This is a genomic window from Kutzneria chonburiensis (genome assembly GCF_028622115.1).
Classification (GTDB): Bacteria; Actinomycetota; Actinomycetes; order Mycobacteriales; family Pseudonocardiaceae; genus Kutzneria; species Kutzneria chonburiensis.
The window spans coordinates 10349848-10368785 of record NZ_CP097263.1 but is presented as its reverse complement, the minus strand read 5'-3'; the positions used below and the strand labels follow the sequence as shown (position 1 = coordinate 10368785).

The 18938-nt window shown below is 70.5% G+C and carries 16 protein-coding genes; 7 read left to right on the top strand and 9 right to left on the bottom strand.

The window, feature by feature from the left end; genetic code table 11:
• Nucleotides 1-13 precede the first annotated feature (13 nt).
• Nucleotides 14-592, top strand: a complete 579-nt coding sequence (locus M3Q35_RS48275; protein WP_273939404.1) for a dienelactone hydrolase family protein — start codon at nucleotides 14-16, stop codon at nucleotides 590-592.
• Nucleotides 593-929: 337 nt separating this feature from the next.
• Complete coding sequence (locus M3Q35_RS48270; RefSeq protein WP_273939403.1) at nucleotides 930-3116, top strand: sensor histidine kinase; 2187 nt, start codon at nucleotides 930-932, stop codon at nucleotides 3114-3116.
• Here the strand turns inward: M3Q35_RS48270 and M3Q35_RS48265 are convergent.
• Together M3Q35_RS48265 and M3Q35_RS48260 are read right to left on the bottom strand one after the other, a co-directional pair.
• Nucleotides 3113-3718, bottom strand: a complete 606-nt coding sequence (locus M3Q35_RS48265; protein ID WP_273939402.1) for a response regulator transcription factor — start codon at nucleotides 3716-3718, stop codon at nucleotides 3113-3115. The genes M3Q35_RS48270 and M3Q35_RS48265 overlap by 4 nt on opposite strands.
• A gap of 137 nt (nucleotides 3719-3855) precedes the next feature.
• Nucleotides 3856-4104, bottom strand: a complete 249-nt coding sequence (locus tag M3Q35_RS48260; RefSeq protein WP_273939401.1) for a hypothetical protein — start codon at nucleotides 4102-4104, stop codon at nucleotides 3856-3858.
• A 144-nt stretch (nucleotides 4105-4248) separates the two neighbouring features.
• Here M3Q35_RS48260 and M3Q35_RS48255 point away from each other — a divergent pair, with 144 nt between their 5' ends.
• Nucleotides 4249-4854, top strand: coding sequence for a response regulator transcription factor (locus M3Q35_RS48255; RefSeq protein ID WP_273939400.1), 606 nt, complete (start codon nucleotides 4249-4251; stop codon nucleotides 4852-4854).
• An 18-nt stretch (nucleotides 4855-4872) separates the two neighbouring features.
• Here the strand turns inward: M3Q35_RS48255 and M3Q35_RS48250 are convergent, their stop codons facing one another.
• The 6 genes from M3Q35_RS48250 to M3Q35_RS48225 all read right to left on the bottom strand — a co-directional run bounded on the left by M3Q35_RS48250 (nucleotide 4873) and on the right by M3Q35_RS48225 (nucleotide 12420).
• Nucleotides 4873-7077 carry a TOMM precursor leader peptide-binding protein gene (locus tag M3Q35_RS48250; protein ID WP_273939399.1) on the bottom strand — a complete coding sequence of 735 codons (2205 nt, stop codon included), beginning with the start codon at nucleotides 7075-7077 and terminating at the stop codon, nucleotides 4873-4875.
• Nucleotides 7078-7259: 182 nt separating this feature from the next.
• The gene (locus M3Q35_RS48245; RefSeq protein WP_273939397.1) at nucleotides 7260-9590 is read right to left on the bottom strand and encodes an ATP-binding protein; all 2331 of its coding nucleotides are present in this window, start codon (nucleotides 9588-9590) and stop codon (nucleotides 7260-7262) included.
• A gap of 167 nt (nucleotides 9591-9757) precedes the next feature.
• Nucleotides 9758-10567 carry a CHAP domain-containing protein gene (locus M3Q35_RS48240; RefSeq protein ID WP_273939395.1) on the bottom strand — a complete coding sequence of 270 codons (810 nt, stop codon included), beginning with the start codon at nucleotides 10565-10567 and terminating at the stop codon, nucleotides 9758-9760.
• Between the two features lie 45 nt (nucleotides 10568-10612).
• Entirely contained in the window at nucleotides 10613-11467 is an 855-nt protein-coding gene (locus M3Q35_RS48235) for a peptidoglycan-binding domain-containing protein (protein WP_273939394.1), read from the bottom strand.
• A gap of 39 nt (nucleotides 11468-11506) precedes the next feature.
• Nucleotides 11507-11968, bottom strand: coding sequence for a hypothetical protein (locus M3Q35_RS48230; RefSeq protein WP_273939393.1), 462 nt, complete (start codon nucleotides 11966-11968; stop codon nucleotides 11507-11509).
• A 14-nt stretch (nucleotides 11969-11982) separates the two neighbouring features.
• Nucleotides 11983-12420 (bottom strand): hypothetical protein, encoded by a 438-nt coding sequence (locus tag M3Q35_RS48225; protein WP_273939392.1) that lies wholly within the window; start codon nucleotides 12418-12420, stop codon nucleotides 11983-11985.
• 437 nt (nucleotides 12421-12857) lie between these two features.
• Here M3Q35_RS48225 and M3Q35_RS48220 point away from each other — a divergent pair, with 437 nt between their 5' ends.
• From M3Q35_RS48220 to M3Q35_RS48205, 4 genes are all read left to right on the top strand, one after another.
• Nucleotides 12858-14336, top strand: a complete 1479-nt coding sequence (locus M3Q35_RS48220) for a trypsin-like serine protease (RefSeq protein ID WP_273939391.1) — start codon at nucleotides 12858-12860, stop codon at nucleotides 14334-14336.
• An 87-nt stretch (nucleotides 14337-14423) separates the two neighbouring features.
• Nucleotides 14424-14969, top strand: coding sequence for a helix-turn-helix domain-containing protein (locus M3Q35_RS48215; RefSeq protein ID WP_273939390.1), 546 nt, complete (start codon nucleotides 14424-14426; stop codon nucleotides 14967-14969).
• 2 nt (nucleotides 14970-14971) lie between these two features.
• Complete coding sequence (locus M3Q35_RS48210; protein ID WP_273939389.1) at nucleotides 14972-15940, top strand: VIT domain-containing protein; 969 nt, start codon at nucleotides 14972-14974, stop codon at nucleotides 15938-15940.
• A complete protein-coding gene (locus tag M3Q35_RS48205) occupies nucleotides 15868-17238 on the top strand; it encodes a VWA domain-containing protein (protein WP_273939388.1) in 1371 nt (456 codons plus the stop codon). Before M3Q35_RS48210 ends, M3Q35_RS48205 begins: the two co-directional genes overlap by 73 nt.
• A gap of 43 nt (nucleotides 17239-17281) precedes the next feature.
• Here the strand turns inward: M3Q35_RS48205 and M3Q35_RS48200 are convergent, their stop codons facing one another.
• A complete protein-coding gene (locus M3Q35_RS48200; protein ID WP_273939387.1) occupies nucleotides 17282-18778 on the bottom strand; it encodes an arabinofuranosidase catalytic domain-containing protein in 1497 nt (498 codons plus the stop codon).
• Nucleotides 18779-18938 lie beyond the last annotated feature (160 nt).

Genomic DNA, 18938 nt, shown 5'->3' with positions numbered 1-18938 from the left:
GTAGAAATATCCCATGGCTGAAATCGTGCTGTTCCATTCCGTGCTCGGGCTGCTGCCCGGCGTGCTGAGCGCGGCCGACGAGCTCCGCGCCGGCGGGCACACCGTCCACACGCCCGACCTGTACGAGGGCGAGGTGTTCGACGACATGGACACCGCGCTGGCCCGCTACCAGGAGATCGGCGTGCCGGAGATGATCGCCCGCACCACGCGGGCCACCCAGGACCTGTCGGACCGGCTGGTCTGCGCCGGGTTCTCCAACGGCGGCGTGTCGGCCGAGTTCGTCGCGGCCACCCGGCCCGGCGTGATCGGGGCCGTGCTGATGCACGCGGCGCTGCCGCTGGAGATGCTCGCCGTGCCGGCCTGGCCGTCCGCGGTGCCGGTGCAGGTGCACTACGCCAAGGACGACCCGTGGCGGCAACCCGGCGCGGTGGAGAGTCTGTCGGCCAGCGTGCGCGCCTCCGGCGCGGCGTTCGAGCTGTTCGAGTACCCGATCACCGGCCACCTGTTCGCCGACCCGGGCCAGCCCGAGTACCACGAGGAGTCGGCCCGGCTGCTGTGGCAGCGCACGCTGGCCTTCGTCGACACGCTGTAACCCGCCACCGTCGATGCCCCGCGGCGCCGCACCGCGGGGCGTCGACCCGTGTCCGGATCCGGTCGCAACCCTTGAATCGGCGCCGCCACCGGCGCAACGGTCACCATTTTCGGCCGCGCGTCGGCGTGCTCGAACCGTTTGGTCAGCTATATTCCACTTTCACCGGACCTTGTGCTCCCTGCCTCGAGTTCGGGACAGCCGATCAGACCGGGTCTGGGGGGCCATGTTCCGGTGGTTCAGGATTGACCGGTGGCAACGAAGACCCGGGGCGGAGCCGCCCCGGGAACTCGGTCCTGCCCGGCAGACGCGCCAAGGCCGGCGCCTGGCCAACCTGGTCGTGTCCGTCGAGTTCGCCTGCTTCGCCCTGCTCGGCCTGCCCGACCTGCTCAAGACCCCGGTCACGGCCGGCGGTGTCGCCGTCTACGGCCTCGCCGCGATCGCGCTGCTGGGCATGCAGCTGGCCCATTTCGGGCGCACCACGACGCGGCTCGACTCGGCGCTGAGCCGCTGGCTGCTGCTGCCGCAGGCCGCGCTGGTCTACCTGCCGCTGCTGCCGTTCGGCGTGGCCTGGATCGGCATGCTGGCCTTCTCCGCCGGCACCGCGCTGCTGGTGCTGCCGCCGACCGCCGGCCGGCTGGCCTTCGCGATCGTCACCGCGAGCACCTGGCCGATCGAGGCCGGGTTCGGCGGCACGCTCCTCGACAACGTGTACAACACGCTGTCCACCGCACTGGGCGGACTCACCGTCTTCCTGCTGACCAGGCTGGCCCGGCTGGTCAGCGAGCTGCACACGGCCCGCACCGCGGTCGCCCGCGGCGCGGTCGCCGAGGAACGCCTCCAGTTCGCCCGCGACCTGCACGACCTGATCGGCCTGAGCCTGTCGGCCATCGCGCTCAAGGGTGAGCTGGCGCTGCGCCTGCTCGCCGGGGCGCCGGAGCGGGCCCGCCAGGAGCTCGCCGACATCACCGACACCGCCCGGCGGGCGCTGGCCGACGTGCGCGCGGTCGCCCGCGGGTACCGGGAGCTGTCGCTGGAGCAGGAATTCCAGGCCGCCCGGTCCATGCTCGCCGACTCCGATGTGGACCTGCGGCTCAACCTCGACCAGCGGCTGCTGCCGGCCCAGGTGCGGACCGTGCTCGCGAGCGCGCTGCGCGAGGGCGTGACCAACGTGCTCAGGCACAGCGATGCCGCGCACTGCTGGATCTCCGTGAAGCAGGACGGCGACACCATCGAGCTGGACATCGTCAACGACAACGCGGACCAGGAGCCTGAAGGGGATGGCACCGGGCTGCGCACGCTGACCGCTCAGGTCACCGCGCTCGGCGGCACGCTGGCGGCGGCGCCGCAGGACGGCGGCCGCTACCGGTTGCAGGTGCGGCTGCCCGCCCATCTGGCCGTGCCGGACAAGAAGAACACCATCGCCGCCGCCTCCCCGGTCGGCGGCCGGCTGGCGACCGCGGGCATGTACCTGGTGCTGATCGGTTTCGGCCTGGCGGCCGGCGTGCACGTGCTGTACCTGACCGCCGACGTCGGGAAGATCCTGCTGACGCTGGGTTTCCTGGCCGCGCTGCTGGTGCTCCAGCTGTCGTTCTTCAGCCGCGCCACCGCGCGGCTGCGCAAGCGGCGGGCGCTCGTGCTGCTGGCCGTGCAGGCGTGCCTGGTCTACCTGCCGCTGCTCGAACTGCGGCAGGACTGGGTGAGCATCCCCGGCCTGCTGCTGTGCGACGCGCTGCTCGTGCTGCCGCCGGTGGCCGGCTGGCTGGTGTCGGCGGCCGTGGTGGCCAGCGTCGCCATCGTGCACGCCGGCTTCACCGCCGACATCACCGACATGCCGTTCAACGTGCTGGCCACGGTGAACACCGGCTTCATCGCGTTCGGTGTCACGTGGCTGGCGCTGCTGGCGACCGAGCTGGACCAGACCCGCCTGCGGCTGGCGGCGGTCGCCGTCGCCGAGGAGCGGCTGCGGTTCGCCCGCGACCTGCACGACCTGCTCGGCCTGAGCCTGTCCGCGATCACGCTCAAGACGGAGCTGGCCGACCGGCTGCTCGCCGTCGACCGCGCCGTCGCGGCCAACGAGCTCCGCGAGATCCTCTCACTGGCCCGGCAGGCGCTCGGCGACGTGCGCACGGTGGCGAGCGGTTTCCGGGAGCTGTCGCTGGACACCGAGTCCCAGTCGGCCGAAGCGGTGCTGACCGCGGCCGGGGTCAGTGTGCGCATGCTGCTGGAGTACGGGGACCTGCCGGCACAGGTGGGCACGGTGTTCGCGGTGGTGCTGCGCGAGGGCGTGACGAACGTGTTGCGGCACAGCAAGGTCGAGCACTGCGACATCGATGTGCGACGGACCGGCGACCAGGTGAGCCTCGAGATCGTCAACGACGGCGTCGACGGCCTGCGGCCCGAGAACACCTCACCCAGCGGCGGCATCCGCAACCTGTCCGACCGGGTCGGCATGCTCGGCGGGCAGCTCACCGCGGGGCTGGCCGACGACGGCCGGTTCCACCTGCGCGCGGTGGTTCGGGCCTAGAGGCAGCCGGACTCCCTGGCGATCCGGATTGCGTCGATCCGGTTGCGCGCGCCCAGTTTCGTGACGATGGACCGCAGGTAGTTGCGCACCGTCCCGGCCGAGAGGAACAGCCGGGTGGCGATCTCCGCCAGCTCGGCGCCGTCCGCGGCCAGCTGGAGCACCTCGAGCTCGCGGGCGGTCAGCGGGCAGTCCGCGCTGTCCCAGGCGGCCAGGGCCAGCTCGCCGTCGATCATGCGGCGGCCGGCGACGACGCCGCGGATGGCGTTGGCCAGCCGGTCCGCCGGCGCGTCCTTGAGCAGGAAGCCGTTGACCCGCGCCGACAGCGCCCTGCGCAGCGTGCCGGGGCTGCCCATGCTGGTCAGGATGAGTGTGCGGCAGCTGGGCAGCCGCTCCCGGATCTCGGCGGCCGCGGTCAGGCCGTCCTTGCGGGGCAGGTCGATGTCGATCACGGCGACGTCCGGGGCGGAGGCGACCGCGGCGGGCAGGATCTCGTCGCCGGTGGCGCACTCGGCGACCACCTCGATGTCGGACTCGAGCCGCAGCAGTGCGACCAGCGCGCCGCGGACGATGTGCATGTCCTCGGCCACCAGGACCTTGATCATCGCGTGTTGCCTTTCCGTGCCCGCCCCGGCTCAACGGTACCGACCGCCGGGGCGGCGGCCGGCGCCGCACACGCGAACCGGCCTTCGACCGCACTCCCGGGGCGGTCGAAGGCCGGTCACTGGACGAATCGGCGGAATTAAAGCCCCCATTCGACGTCCGTGATCGTGAACGTCGATCGCGCAGCGGAATCGAACGGATTCGCTTGGTAGTCAAAACGGTCGACGAGCAGTTCCCCGGTCGTGCCGACACCGGCACCGATCTCGGCAAGGAAGGCGGTCATGGTGTCGGAAAGAGTGACGTTCATCGTGGCCCCCGGACTTCTTGGAATCGGCTTGACAACAAAATGTTCCAATATGTCGCGCACTGTGGCCAGTGCGACGCACACCGGGGCCCATGTGCCTTTCAAATGCGCCGACCGGCCCGAGCCCGGTATGACATCCGCCGTAAACCCTTGCCTCCTACCTGTAGTTTTCGCCGTCAACCGCGTACACTGGCGACGGGCATGATCTGTATCACAGGGGGGCCAGTGATGATCCGAGTGCTTCTCGCGGAGGACATGAACATGGTCCGCGGGGCCCTGGTCGCGCTGCTCAACCTGGAATCCGATATCGACGTCGTCGCCGAGGTCGCCTCCGGTGACCAGATACTTCCGCAGGCCCGGGAACACCGCCCCCATGTGGCCGTCATCGACATCGATCTGCCCGGTAAGGACGGCCTTACCGCGGCCGCGGAACTGAACCAGCATCTGCCGGAGTGCCGCACGCTCATTCTCACCAGCCTCGGCCGGCCGGGAACGGTGCGCCGCGCATTGGACGCCAAGGTCACCGGATTCATGCTGAAGGACGCGCCGTCGGACAAACTGGCCAACGCGGTGCGCCAGGTCGCCGTCGGCCGCCGGGTCATCGACAGCGAGCTGGCGCTGTCGGCGTGGGAGACCGCGGAGTGCCCGCTGACGCCGCGGGAGATCGAGATCCTGCGGCTGGCCGCGCGCGGGGCCACCGTCGCCGACATCGCCGCCGAGCTGTTCCTGTCGCAGGGGACCGTGCGCAACTACCTCGGCACCGTCGTCACCAAGGTCAACGCCCGCAACCGGGTGGACGCGATCCGCATCGCGACCGACTCGGCCTGGCTGTAGCTACCGGAACATCGGGAGCTACAGGAACATCGGGCACGGGTTGAGGTCGGCGTAGGCCGTCGGCGCGGCGAGCCGGCCCAGCCGCACCGGCACGTCGAACAGCCGACCGGGGGCGAATCGGGCCCAGAACGGCCGCAGGCCCGGCACCACGACCTTGACCACCGGCAGGCCGAGGTCCGGGCGGGTCTGGTCCAGCACCAACGTGTCCAGGTCGTGCCGCGCCAACAGGTCGACCAGTTCCGCGACATCGTCACGGATGTCGTCGCGGCCGGCGTAGGGATAGTCGGCGGGGATCCGGGTCCCACCGGTCGGCAGCAGGTACGGGTGCTCGGCCACGGTTGCCGTGCGCAGCCATCGTTCCGCGTCCGGATCGCTGTCCGTGTGGTCCTCGTCGAGCACGGACGGCAGCATCTGATTCAGCTCGCTCACCGCGCGGCGCAGGGCCGTGCGCGGATCGAGGTGCGCGCCGAAACCGAACATCACCCGCTCCCCCGGCTCCGAGACACGCCGGGACACCGCCACCATCACCGGCACGCCGAGGTCCGAGGTCACGTCCAGCACCCACATCTCGCGGCCGATCCGGCGGTACTGCTCGGCCATCTCGGTCAGCCACGGGTCGCCGAAGGCGGCCAGGTCCACGCCCGGCGACGGCAGCCGGTTGTACCACCAGATGGCGACGGCGTCCCGTTCGATCAGCTCCAGCAAGCCTTGCAGCACAGCGTCTTCCCGGCTGCTGCCGGCCGCGTTGCCGTTCGAGTCCGGCCGCACGGACCCGGTCTTGTCGGGTGCGCCGTAGTAGAGCATCGCGGTCGGCAGCAGCCGCCTGCGGCCGTTGGCCAGCGACCACACCGGGGTCCAGTCCCGGACGGCATCGACGTCGAACGGCTCGCAGACGTGTTGGAACGCCGCGTGTTCCGCGTTCCAGGCGCGCCGGTTGTCGTACTGCCGCACGTCGTAGAGCATGCAGTCGTTGGGGTGCACCGCTCCCCCGCCGAGCGAGCGCAGCGACCCACGGATGCGCAGCTCGTCGCCGTGGAAGTTGCCGCTGTGGCGCTCCACCGCCTCGCACAGCGCGCCGACCTCCGCGTCCACCGCCGTCGCCCCCTTGCCCCCGTTCTCGCCGCGCAGGCTCGCCCGCAGCGTGCCGAGGCTGGTCCTGGCCCGGACAACGTTCGGGCCCGAACGGTACGCGTTGACGAAGGCCGGTCCGCGGTTGTCGCGGGTGATTTCCTTGACCACGCCGGTGATCGGGCTGACCAGATGCCGGTAGCGGTCGAGCACTTCCGCCGGTGTCGACGTCCGGTGGCCGCCGCCCGCGCTGCTCGCCTTCGGGGCCGGCCGCAGTCGCACCGGCCGCGCCGTGCGCAGCGCCATCATCCCGGGGTCGCCGCAGTACGCGCACTGCGGGCGGCGGCGGACCTCGTGCTGTTTGCCGCGCAGGTCGAAGGAGTTGAGCGACCAGACCTGCTGCTGGCCGGGGTAACGGTGGCCAACCAGCCACTTCGTCACCTCCAGCGAGATCAGGTGCGCCGCCGCGGCCGCCAGCGCCGGCAGTCCCGGCGTCGGCCGGCGCGCCGGGCCGACCCGGCCCAGTGCCGCCTGCACGCACGCCTCCGCATGCCGGTTGCCCCACAGGCGGTGCTCAAGGCAGTGCCAGCACGCCGTGCGTCCCGGCTCGAAGAACGGCCCCACCCACACCTGGGCGCCGCTCGGCTTCGCCAGCAGCCACGGCCGTCCCGCCGCCCGGTGGTCTTTGTCGATCACGGCCAGGCGCGGGTCGAGGTAGTCGTCGCACAGCACGACCGACAGGCTGGTGCCGGCCGTGCCGATGCCCGCGTCCTCCAGCGCCTGCCGCACCGGCGCGGACCGCCCGTCCTCCCTGAGGTCGATCAGCGCCACGCCGTCGGTCAGGGCGGGGTCCTCCACACCGCACGCGTCCCAGTACGCCCGTGCGTCGCCATCCACCGCCGGCAGCGAGCGCAGCGTCACCACACCCGCGTTCACCATGCCCGCCAGCAGGCTGTTGAGCTCCGCCACCGACATGTCCGCCGGACGGTCGCGCAGCACCGCCGCGTAGTCCCGAGTGCCGTCGATCAGCGCCGCCAGCTCCACGATCCTCGCCCCCCGCATGGCGATGACCTCCTGCTCGGAGAACAGGTACGCCGCCCCCGCCGCGTCCGTCTCCACCCGCAGGTGCCGCTTGAAGTCGAGAAACCTGGTCATGGGACCCCCTCCCAGCAGTGCCCAGAATCCTGCGCGCGGGATCACTCCGAAACCAGTGCGCGCCGCACCCCTGCCCCCATGCAAAACGCATACCCTCGTGCGTCGCACCAGCAGCAGGGCCGCCGCCGACCGGTCCGGGCTGTCCACATCGGACAGCGCCCGCCCGTCGACGCCGATGTTCGCTAGGCCGGGTCGGGGGTGATGGTGCGGAGGTAGCGGAAGACCTGCAAGGACGTGTTGAGGTCGGAGAGCCGGGAGCGCAGGGCGGCGGCGTCGGGGTGGTGGAGGTCGTCGAGGATGGGGAGCGCCCGCTGCCACGCGAGGTGGGCGGCCGGGAGGTCGCCGGCGGCCTGGTGGGCGTCGCCGAGGCGGATGAGGGTGTCGGCCTGGGGATGACGGGCGCTGAGCTTCTCGAAAAGGGCCAACGCGTTGTGGTAGCAGGTGACGGCCTGTGCGTAGGCGCCGAGATGGTGATGCGCGTAGCCGAGGCTGTCCCAGGTGTCGGCCTCGCCGTGACGGCTGCCGACGGCGCGGTGCAGGTCGAGGGCCTGCTCGCAGTAGCGCAAAGCCTCGGTGTGCTGGCCGAGCTGGGAATAAGCCCAGCCGATCGAGTTGAGGGCCTCGGCCTGACCGACGCGGTTGCCGGCGGAGCGGAACAAGGCGTAGGCGGACTTGCCGTGCTCCAGGGCGGTGGAGTGGTCGCCCTGGGCGGAGCAGACGATGCCGAGGTTGTTGTGCGTGCGGGCCTGACCGCTGGGGTCGCCGAGCCGCTCGTCCAACTCGAGGGCGCGCTCCAGCGTGTCCTGGGCCTCGGGGTAACGACCGAGTCGGATGTAGGCCCGGCCCAACTCACGCAAGGACCAGGCCTGGCCGTGCGGTTCGCCGGCGCGCTCGGCGGCGGCGATGGCGACGAGCTGGGTGGTGACCATCTGCGCCCAATGCCCGGCCCGGATGCAGAAAATGGTGACGCTCCAAGCGAGTTGCCACGCGTGGGAGTCGAGGCCGGCGTCGGCGGCACGGTCGATGGCCGCGGGGAACACGGGACGCTCGACGGTGAACCACTGCCGGGCCTGCTCGTCGTCGGCCAGCTCGTCGACGCACACCCCGGCCTCGGGCCCGGTCAGGGACAGCCGGTCGTTGGGCGGGTTGAGCAGCAGCGTCGCGGCATGCGCGGTGTGCAGGTAGTGGTCGAGCATGCGGCGCAGGGCGGCCAGGCGCTCGGGCTCGGGCTCCTCCTGACGCGCGCGGTCGGCGGAGTAGGCCCGCAGCAGGTCGTGGTACGTGAACCGGCCGGTGCTGGGCTCGGTGAGCAACTGCGTCTTGACCAGCTCAGCCAGCACCGCCCGCGTCTCGCCGGGCGGGCTGCCGGCCAGACTGGCGGCGGCGGACACCGAGATGTCGGGCCCGGGATGCAGGCCCAACAGACGGAACATCCGCGCGGCCGCATCGCTCAACGTCCGATACGACCAGGAGAACACCGCTTCGAGGTTGACGCTGGTGTCCCCGATGTCCAAGGCGCGCAACCGATCGCGGACATCACGCAGCTGCCGGACCAGCTCGGCCATCGACAGGGTGGGGCTGAGGGTGGCGCGCGCGGCGACGATGCTCAGCGCCAGCGGCAGATGGGCGCACAGCTCGATCAGGTCGCTGACGGCCTGCGGCTCGCCGGCCAGCCGCTCCGGCCCCAACCGGTTGGCCAGCAGGTCATAGGCCTCGCCGGTGGACATCAGGTCCAGCGGCACGGCATGGGCGCCTTCGCTGACGATCAAGCCGCCGAGATGGTCACGGCTGGTGATCACGGTCAGGCACCGGGACGAACCCGGCAGCAGCGGCCGGACCTGGCTGGTGTCACGGGCGTTGTCCAGCACCACGAGGATCCGCCGGTCGGCGAGCTGGGACCGGTACAGCGCCGCCTGCTCGGCCAGCCCGGCCGGGATCCGCCCGGCCGGCACGCCGAGCGCGTCGAGGAAACCCCGGATCGCCTCGGCCGGCTGGACCGGCAGGCCGCTGGGGTCGAAACCACGGAGGTTGACGTAGAGCTGCCCGTCGGGAAACCGCTCCGCGACCTGGTGCGACCAGTGCACGGCCAGCGCGGTCTTGCCGGCGCCCGCGGTGCCGTTGATCGTGGAGATCACCACGGTGTCGTCGCGGTCGAGCAGGCTGGTGAGCTCTTTGAGCTGGGCCGCCCGGCCGGTGAAACCGGCCACCGCGCCGGGCAGCTGCCGCGGCACCGCGCCGCTCGGCACCGAGACCGGTTCCGTGGCGACCGGCTCCTGGGTGAGCGGGGCGACGGCATTGCGCGCCGCCGCCAGCAGCTGTTCGCGGCGGCGCGGATCGAGTCCGAGGGCGTCGGCCAGCAGGCCGACCGAGGAGAGCCGGGGCAGTCGGCGCCCCGACTCCAACACGCTGATCGACCGGGCCGACACTCCGGACCGGCCGGCCAGCTCGTCCTGCGACCAGCCGAGCGACAGCCGGCACTCGCGCAGGAACTCGCCGAAGGCATTACCGCCCATTTCCTCCCCCTGGAAACGGTCAGCCGCCGCGACGGCACGAGCCAGTCCGAGCATTGTCGGTCAGCGGCCGCGCCGGTTTCAACCGGTTCGCCGAAAGTAGGAGGGCATGCCGAGGGGGCGCCGGTGCGAGGGGAGGCACCGGCGCCCCGAGGGCGATCACTGTTCGATCAGAAGTGCAGCATGTGCTGGAAGTCGGCCTGCGCGCTGCTCAGGTGCACGTGAGAGCGGGTGCCGTAGGCCAGCGTGTTGTTCCAGTTGTACTCCTCGACGTCGAACGAGCCGTCCGAGTAGACCTTGTTCACGTAGGCGACGTGGCCCACCTTGTGCACGTCGTTGACGGCGATGGCGCCGACCGACGGCGTGTTGTTGACGGTCACGCCGGCGGCGCGGGCCGCGTCGTCCCAGTGGCCGGCGTCGCCCCAGGTCACACCGTGCCAGGAGTTGCTGAAGCTGGGCACGCCGAGCCGGCTGGCGATGCGGTAGGCCGCGAACGCGGTGCAGTTGTCCTGGGCGAAGCCGCGGGCGTTGTGGTCGTAGTCGTCACGCGGGGTCTGCGCGCCGCCACCACCGCTGGTGCCGAACTGGAAGCTGGCCTCGTTGTTCTTCAGCGTGGCGTTGAGGTTGGCCTTGACGCCGGGCGCGAAGGACTGGCTGGCCCCGCCGAAGTCGCTGTTGAAGTACACCACCACGGTCTGCGAGCTGCGGTTCCACACCGACGCGGCGTTGTTCTTGACGCACACGCCCTGGCCGTTGCCGGCGCTCTTGAACTCGTAGCAGCTCGGCTGGGTGGCGCCGAGGTCGCTGATCGAGCCGGTGAAGTCGGAGACCGAGCCGGCCTGGTCGCTGTTGTAGTAGAGGCAGAACTCACCACTGTCGCAGACGCCGTCACGGGAGGCGGCGGAGGCGGGCGCCCCGAGGGCGACCACGGCCATTGCGGCGGCGCCGACGGCGGCGAGCATCATACGTGCGATCTTCACGGTTTCCCCTTTGTCGAACGGTGTCGTCATCCCCGAAGCTGAAGGTCAGTGCGTGCGCTGGTAGTCCTCCCAGGTGTGGATGGCGATCCGGGGACCGTCGTCCGCACCGTGGTTGGCCAGGCCGTTGAAGCCGAGGTAGTAGTCGCCGACCTGGTTCTGCGCCTGCGTGGACAGGTCGGTGTCGCTGATCGCCGCGGCGTGGATGTGCCACGGCCAGTCGCCCTGGGTGGGGTTGCGGACCCAGGCGGCGAAGCCGACCTGGCGCAACGCCTTGGCGACGGCGGTCTTGGTGGTGGCGGACATGCCGTCGACGTTGATGTCGACGACGCCGCCGCCGTCGTGGGTACCGGCCGAGGTCGGGTCGCCACCGGGGTTGTACGAGCCCTGGTCCAGCTTGAGCGTGCGGCCCAGCAGGTGCTCGGCCTCGGTGAGCATCGCCTGGGTGCGGGTGTTGATGGTGTAGCCGTCACGCTGGATCTTCGAGCCGGGACCGATCACCTTGGTGACCGTGTAACGGCCCTCGCCGAGCTTGGTCAGCGAAGTCGTGCCGGGCAGCCCGTTGGCGGCAAGGCCGGTGTAGCCGAGCGAACGCTGGAAGGCCGCGTACGCCGAGATGGTGGTGGTGCCGAAGTAGCCGTCGACCCACTTGGCGTCCAGCAGACCGCGCGCCTGGAGCGCCCGCTCCACGGCCAGCACGGAGTCCTTGGCGCCCGGGGTCAGCGTGTTGTCGGCGCGCCGCGGGTCGATCTGGGCGGCCAGCACGGTGGCCTCCATGTCGACGACGGGCAGCGCGGTGGCCGTCGACGTCACGGCCGACGCCGACGCCGCGGTCAGCGCCAGGCAGCCCAGCGCGGTGGCGACGGCGGCGAGCAGCCCCGTTGCCCTCTTGATTGTGCTCATGAGGAGTTTCTTTCCTTGTGCGGGAAGAGGATCAGCGGGTCAGCCACACCGCTTGTCGGTGTTGCCGTCGGCGTCGTAGTTGCCCCAGAACAGGGCGGCGGTGGCGTAGGTGCACCGGCCGGCGCCGTAGAAGCCGGGCGACCACAGCTCGGCCTGCCGGGTGTTGACGGCGGTGTCGGCGACCGGGTTCGTCTCGACGCCGGGCGACTTGACCCAGATCTCGCCGACCGAGATGGTCCAGCTGCCGGGGTGGCTGTCGCGGAACTGCTGCCAGACGTAGGCGTACGCGTAGTTCTCCTGGCAGCGCGGCGACCAGTACTGCTTGATCGACATCGCCGACTGGCCGTGCTCGTCGGGCACGACCTTGGTGCTGCCCACCTGGTACGCGTCGGAGCAGTGGCCGGTCGCGGCGGCGGCCGGCACGGCCGTCGCGACGACCGGGGTCACGGTGAGGGCGAGCGCGGCCAGTCCGGTGGCGACGCGCGAAAGCGAGCGATGCATGCGAGGCTCCTCGGTCAGCAGCGGGTGTCGGTCTTGGCGACCGGGTCACCCGGGTCGGGGAACGGACCTTCGCCCTTCCATCCCATGGCCTGCGTGCACTTCGACAAGGTCGCGGCGCCGAAGGACCAGACCTCGACGGGGTTCTGGGTGGCGCCGCAGCTGACGTCCTCGATGTCGTGCGAGTTGGACAGGACGGTCGCGCACACGTCCCAGCTGCTGTGGGTGTTGCGGTAGCCCTGCCACACGTACAGGTAGGCGTAGTTCTTGTTGCAGCCCTTGTACTGCTTCACCGAGGCCATGGTCTGGCCGCCGGAGCTGAAGGTCGCGGTGCTGCCGATCTGGGTGACGCTGGAGCAGCCGGCCGGCGTTGAGGCCTGCGCGGTTCCCGCGGTGCCGACGAGCACAGGCACGGCGAGGGCCGCGGCGGCGGCGATCTTGGCGATGCTGGACATGGTGTCTGCCTTCGTTTCTGCGTCTTGGCGTTGCCCCAAATCCTGTCCGCGCCGGCCGGTCGGGACTATGACGGCAGCTAGACGTTGACCCGTCGTTACGGGGTCAGGTCCGCGACGGGTGCCACCGAGGCGGTGCGTGCCGACAGCACGTTTCGGACCACTCGACTCAGGCTTCCCGCTATTCGAACGGGCTCATTCCACGCATTGCGATGACCAGCCTTTTTAGAACAGGTTCGAAATGCTTGCCAGCCGGTCGACACCGGCCCCCACCAGCGGAAACGCCGATAATTTGTGATGCACATCACCGCCCGTTCCGTAGCGGTGGATATACGGGTCGACGATCTAATCAAGGGTGCGACAGCACGTCGCACCAAAGGGGGATGTGCATGATGAGAATAAGCCGTTTGGCTTTGGCCGTTGTGACGGTCGGAGCAGTCGTGGCCGCCGGGACCACCGTGACCGCGGACGCGGTCTCGGGCGGGACGACGCCGGCGGCCGGCACCTACGGATACGTGGCCCGGTTGACCAACGGCACCGCCGGCTGCTCGGGTGCATTGATCGACCCGCAGTGGGTCATCACGGCCAGTGCGTGCTTCCCGAGCGCCGCACCGGGCAAGCCGTCGGCCCCGATCACGGTCACGTTCGCGGGCGGCGCACAGGTACAGCACGTGACCTGGCTGGTGCAGCACGCCGACCGGGATGTCGTGCTGGCCAAGCTGGACAACCCGGTCGCCATCACGCCGGTCCCGCTGGCCGCGACCGGCCCCGTCACCGGCGAGACCCTTCAGGTCGCCGGCTTCGGGCGCACCACCACCGACTGGGTGCCGGACCAGCCCCGCGTCGCACCGTTCACCGCTGGGGCGGCGACCGGCGCGTTGCTGCCGCTGAGCAGTTCGACCGGCGTCGATGCCTGCAAGGGTGACGCCGGCGGGCCGGCAATCCGTGACACGAGCGGTCAGCTGGTGGCGATCACCCACCTGTCGTTCCAGCACGGCTGCCTCGGCAGCACCGAGACCCGTCAGGGCATCAGCGACACCCGGGTTGACGACCTCGCCCCGTGGATCGCGCAGACCCGCGACACCTATCGCGACCGCGACCTGCACCTGTTCCCGCTGGCGGCCGGTGTGGTGTGGCACAACGTCCTCCCGGCGCACGGCACCGTCTGGCAGCACCTCGACGCCATCGCCACCAATGTCTCGTACGTCGCATCGGGCACGATGGCCAACGGCGACATCGCCCTGGCCACGATCAGCAACCAGGCCCTGTCGCTGCGGTTCGGGCACCGTGACGGGACCTGGACCGCGCCAACCGTCATCGACAACGGCATCGCCGCGGTGACCCTGGGGGCCGACACCGACGGCGACCTGCACGTGTTCCCGCTCGCCATGAACGGCGTCGTGTGGCACAACATCCTCAAGACCGACGGCACCTGGCAGCGCCTCGACGCCGTCGCCTCGAACGTGCAGGCGCTCACCTCGACCAGCTGGTCCGACGGTTCGGGGACGCTGGTCACCGTCTCCGACGGAACCCTGTCCAAGAACACCGAGAACTCGAATCACTGTGGTGAGTGCACGGGCCCCGGCACGTGGATCGGCGCGCACGCGCTCGACACCGGTGTCACCTCGGCCGCCTACGTGTGGCTCCCCACCGGTGATGACCATGTGTTCCCGCTCGCCACCGGCGTCGTGTGGCACAACGTGTACAAGCCGGACGGCACTGTGCAGCGCCTGCCCGAGGTCGCCCGCAACGCCTCCTCGGTGGCGGCGATCGCGCTCGGCAACGGCGACGTCTACGTCACGACCATCTCCGGCGGCAACGTCAGCCAGACCGTCGAGCACGCGGACGGCACGGCGACCGGCCCCACCGTCATCGACAGCGGTGGCAGCGTGACCCAGGAAGCCCTCACCCTGGCCTGACCAGCGAAAAGGCCCCGTCCGACTTGGGCGGGGCCTTTTTCGTCTCATAACGTTGACACTGTCATATGACAGTGTCAGTATCGATACGTGCGAGACGACGGGTTGTGGACGATCGACGAGCTCTCGGCCGGCGTGGCCGAGGCGTTGGCGGCCGGCTACCCGGGCCAGACCAACGGACGCGTCAGGGAGGTGCCGGACCGGCGGACGATCCGCTGGTACACCACGATCGGGCTGCTGGACCGGCCGGCGGGCATGCACGGCCGGACGGCGCTGTACGGACGCCGGCACCTGCTCCAGATCGTGGCCATCAAACGACTTCAGGCCGACGGACTCACGCTGGCCGAGGTGCAGGAGCGGCTGCTGGGCGCCCCGGAGGCAACGCTGACGGAGATCGCCCGGGTGCCGGAGAAGGTGCCGGCGCGCGAGAAGTTCTGGGCGGCAAGGCCTGCGGCGCCGAAGAAAGCCGTGGTGGTGCCGGGGATCAGGCTGGGCGCCAACGTGACCGTGCTGCTGGGCGCGGCGAACCACGTGCCCGACGACGAAGAACTGGCCGTGATCGAGGCGGCGGCCGCGCCCCTGCTGGACACGTTGCGCCGGCTCGGGTTGGACCCGAGCGCTGACCGAGAGGGATGACCGTGCGCGTGCATCTGACGAAGGACGACAACCGGCCGACCGAGGACGCCGGCATCGCGGTACTGCACACCGAGCGCGGCAACCTGCCGCTGGACGAGATCGACCTGACCGCGACGATCACCGGTCTGACCGCGCGAACCGAGCTGGCGCAAGGGTTTCGCAACCCGTTCGACGAGCCGCTCGAGGCGACGTACATCTTCCCGCTGCCCGACCGCGCGGCGGTGACGTCGCTGCGTATGGAGGCGGACGGCCGGGTGATCGAGGGCATCCTCAAGGAGCGTGGCGAGGCCCGGGCCGACTACGACCAGGCGGTGCACGAAGGCAAGCGCGCGTCGATCGCCGAGGAGGAGCGGCCGGGCGTGTTCACCATGCGCGTCGGCAACATCATGCCGGGCGAGCGGGTCACGGTGCGGCTCGGTCTGGCCGGCCAGTTGCCGTACGAGGACGGCGAAGCGACGTTCCGCTTCCCGCTCGTGGTGGCGCCCCGCTACATCCCGGGCACGCCGCTGTCCGGCGCGCAGGTCGGCGACGGCAGGGCGCTCGACACCGATGCCGTGCCCGACGCGTCGAGGATCAGCCCACCGGTGCTGCTGCCCGGTTTTCCCAACCCGGTAAGGCTTTCCGTGCTCGTCGACATCGACCCGGCCGGGCTGCCGCTGACCGACGTCAGCTCCACACTGCCGGTCGTCAACGAGCCGGTCGACGGTGGGGCGCAACGGCTTCGGGTGACGCCCGGCGAGCGGCTCGACCGCGATTTCGTGCTGCGCCTCAAGCTTGGCGACGAGACGGCGGTGACGACGTCGCTGGCGACGCGGCCGGACGCAGAGGGCGGCACGTTCCTGCTCACCGTGCTGCCGCCGGTGACCAGCGCTCCCCGCGTCCCCGCGACGTGGCGCTGGTGCTGGACCGGTCGGGCAGCATGCACGGCTGGAAGATGGCCGCGGCCCGGCGCGCGGCTGCACGGATCGTAGACACTTTGACGCCGGCCGACCGGTTCACCGTGCTGGCCTTCGACAACAGTGTGGAGACCCCACCGGAGTTGCCGCCGGGGCTGGTGGATGCCACTGACCGCAACAAGTTCCGCACCGTTCGGCATCTGTCCACTTTGGAGTCCCGTGGCGGCACCGACATGCTGCCGGCGTTACAGCTGGCCACGACAGCGCTGTCCGAGGACGAGAGCCGCGAGCGCGTGCTGGTGCTGGTCACCGACGGCCAGGTCGGCAACGAGGACCAGATTCTCCAGTCGCTCGGCTCGATCCGAGTGCATACGATCGGCATCGACACCGCGGTCAACGCGGCGTTCCTGCGCCGCCTGGCCACCGTGACCGGCGGCCGCTGCGAGCTGGTGGAGTCCGAGGACCGGCTGGACGAGGCCATGCGGCACATCCACCACCGGATCGGCACGCCGCTGGTCACCGACCTGGCCGTACGGTCGGCCGGACTCCAGGTGGACGAGGACAGCCTCACGCCGGCTCGGCTGCCCGATCTGTTCGCCGGCGCGCCGGTCGTGATCAGCGGCCGGTACACCGGCGACGGCGACGGCGCGGTGCTGGTCGAGGGACGTGATTGGCGGACAACGGTTTCCGCCGTGCCGAGCGACAACGACAGCCTGCCGGCGAGCTGGGCCCGAGCCCGGATCCGGGACCTGGAGGACCGTTACGTCATCCAGGACAGCGGCCAGGCGGAGCTCGAGCGCGAGATCGTCGACGTGTCGCTGCGGTTCCACGTGCTGTCGCGGTTCACGGCGTTCGTCGCGGTGGATCCCCGCGTGGTCAACGAAAGCGGCCAGCTGCACCAGGTGCTCCAGCCGGTCGAGCTGCCGCACGGCTGGGCCGCTGGTGGATTCGGCGCAGCACCAGCCGGATTCGCCGCGCCGGGTGGATTCGCCGTGGCGGGTGGGTTCGCACCGCCGCCGGCACCGGCGATGGCCGCAGCGCCGATGATGGCCAAGCGGTCGCGGCGAAGCGCCCCGGAAGCCCCGTTGCCGTCAACTGTGGCGCGATATCTGACGGTCGTGCTGAAGCAGCTCGGCCGGCTCGCCACCCGCCCCGAGGCCGAGCGGTTGGCCCATCTCGCCACGCTGGCCGAGGACATCGAGCGGCGGCTCGACGGTTTCCGAGCGGCCGGGTTGTCCGAGACGGCGGTGCGGAAGCTGCGCGCGCTGGCGGCGGAGTTGGCTCAGCCGACCGATCTCGACGACCTGTGGCAGCGGGCGGTCGAGGTGCTGGAAGCCCTGGCGGGGCAACGGCCGTCCTTCTGGAAGCGGTGACCGCGAGGCGGGCCCGGCGCACAGCGCCGGGCCCGCCTCGGCGTCAGTGCGTGATGAGGTCGAACTCTTCCCACGGGCCGACCGCCGTGCGATTGGCGATCAACGACGACGCCCCGGCGTTCTCCGCCGTCACCAGGTGCTGGTTGTTGTACGCCCGTAAGCTTACGCTGCCGTCCGGGTTGTGCAGCAGGTAGAACGTCTCCCACGGGCCGGGACCGCCGCGGTTGGCGATCAGCGGCGCGGCGCCGTTGTTCTCCGCGGTGACCCAGTTGTTGTCGGAGTGGGCCCGCAGGCCGATCGTGCCGTCGGTGTCGGTGAACATGTCGAAGATCTCGGCCGTGCCGATCGAGGTGGCGTCGGCGATCAGCGAGGTGGTGTTGTTCGACGCATCGACGTACTTCCCGTTGGCGTGCGCCCGGAAGCTCACCACTGACGTGCTGCGGTGGAAGGTGGTGTTGTTGTTGGCGTAGCCGGCCGCGACGAGATCGGCCTGCACGGCGTTTTCCGTGGCGTCAGAGGGAAAACCGGTCGTGACGGCGCCCTCGAAGAACTCGCCCTTGCCCAGCGGGCTGTTGTCGCCGCCGGTGCCCAACTCGATGGAGGGCTGCACCTTCATCGGGTTGTAGCCGTTGGGCAGCGCGCCGGAGTACGAGGTCGTCAGCCCGCCGGACTGGCCGTTGCCGAACTTGAGGGTGAAGTTGGTGGTGCCGTTGTTCTTCTCCCACGCCGTCACGAACATGCCGGTCTCGCTCTGGATGTTCGTCGGGTTCCGGCCGTTGTCGCTGAAGTACATGCCGTTCTCGAGATCGCCGCCGACCCACGGGCCCGGGCCGGTGCAGCCGCCGACCCAGCACGCGGAGCCGTAGTAGATCGCGTTCATGGTCGAGTTGCCGTCGTCGGAGTCGTCGGTCTCGGCCGAGCCGAAGTCGAAACAGCAGGAGCCGCTGGTGAGATTGGACGACGTCACCATGTACATGCCCTCGGGCTGCGCGCCGGTCGGCACGTTGCGGACGGCGTTGTTGCGGTAGCCGGTGCCGATGTTGTTGACCAGCACGCCGTACGCCGGCTGGCCGCTGACCGTCACCGGCAGCGCCATCGCGTCGGCGCCGATGTCCGCGCCGTTCGGGCCGGGGCCGTGCAGCGCGCCCGAGCAGCCCGAACACGCCGACCCCGGAGAGATCGGCATGTGGTTGGCGTTGGACGTCTGGTCGTAGAGCTGGGTGATGGTGCAGGACGTGCCGCTACAGAAGGAAACCTGCGGCGCGGAGTTGACGACACCGCCGGCCGAGCGCAGGCCGATGTTTAGCGTGCCGTGGTCCGAGGCGCGCTGGATCTGGTACAGCGGGCCGTTGTAGGACGCGAACAGTGCTCGCGTGGTGCTGTAGGCCGCCGCGCACGGCGTGCCGCCGGAGGCGTAGAGGTCGCAGGTCTTCTGGGTCGCCGCGGCGGCGGTCTGCGTGGTCGCCAGGCCGAAAACCGGCAGGACCAGCGCCAACAGCAGCACGAACAGGCGTCGTCGGAACGTGGGCAGGGCGTGCACGACAACCTCCGTCGTCATTGTCGGGAGTCATCGGGACGGCGCTCCGTGGCGGCAGGGAGCCTTCCCCTGGCGCTCATGTTCGACCGACTTTAGATCTAAGTCAAGGCAATCTCTCGGTCATTGATGTCGACTTTGACCAATGTCCGAAGTAATTCGACCC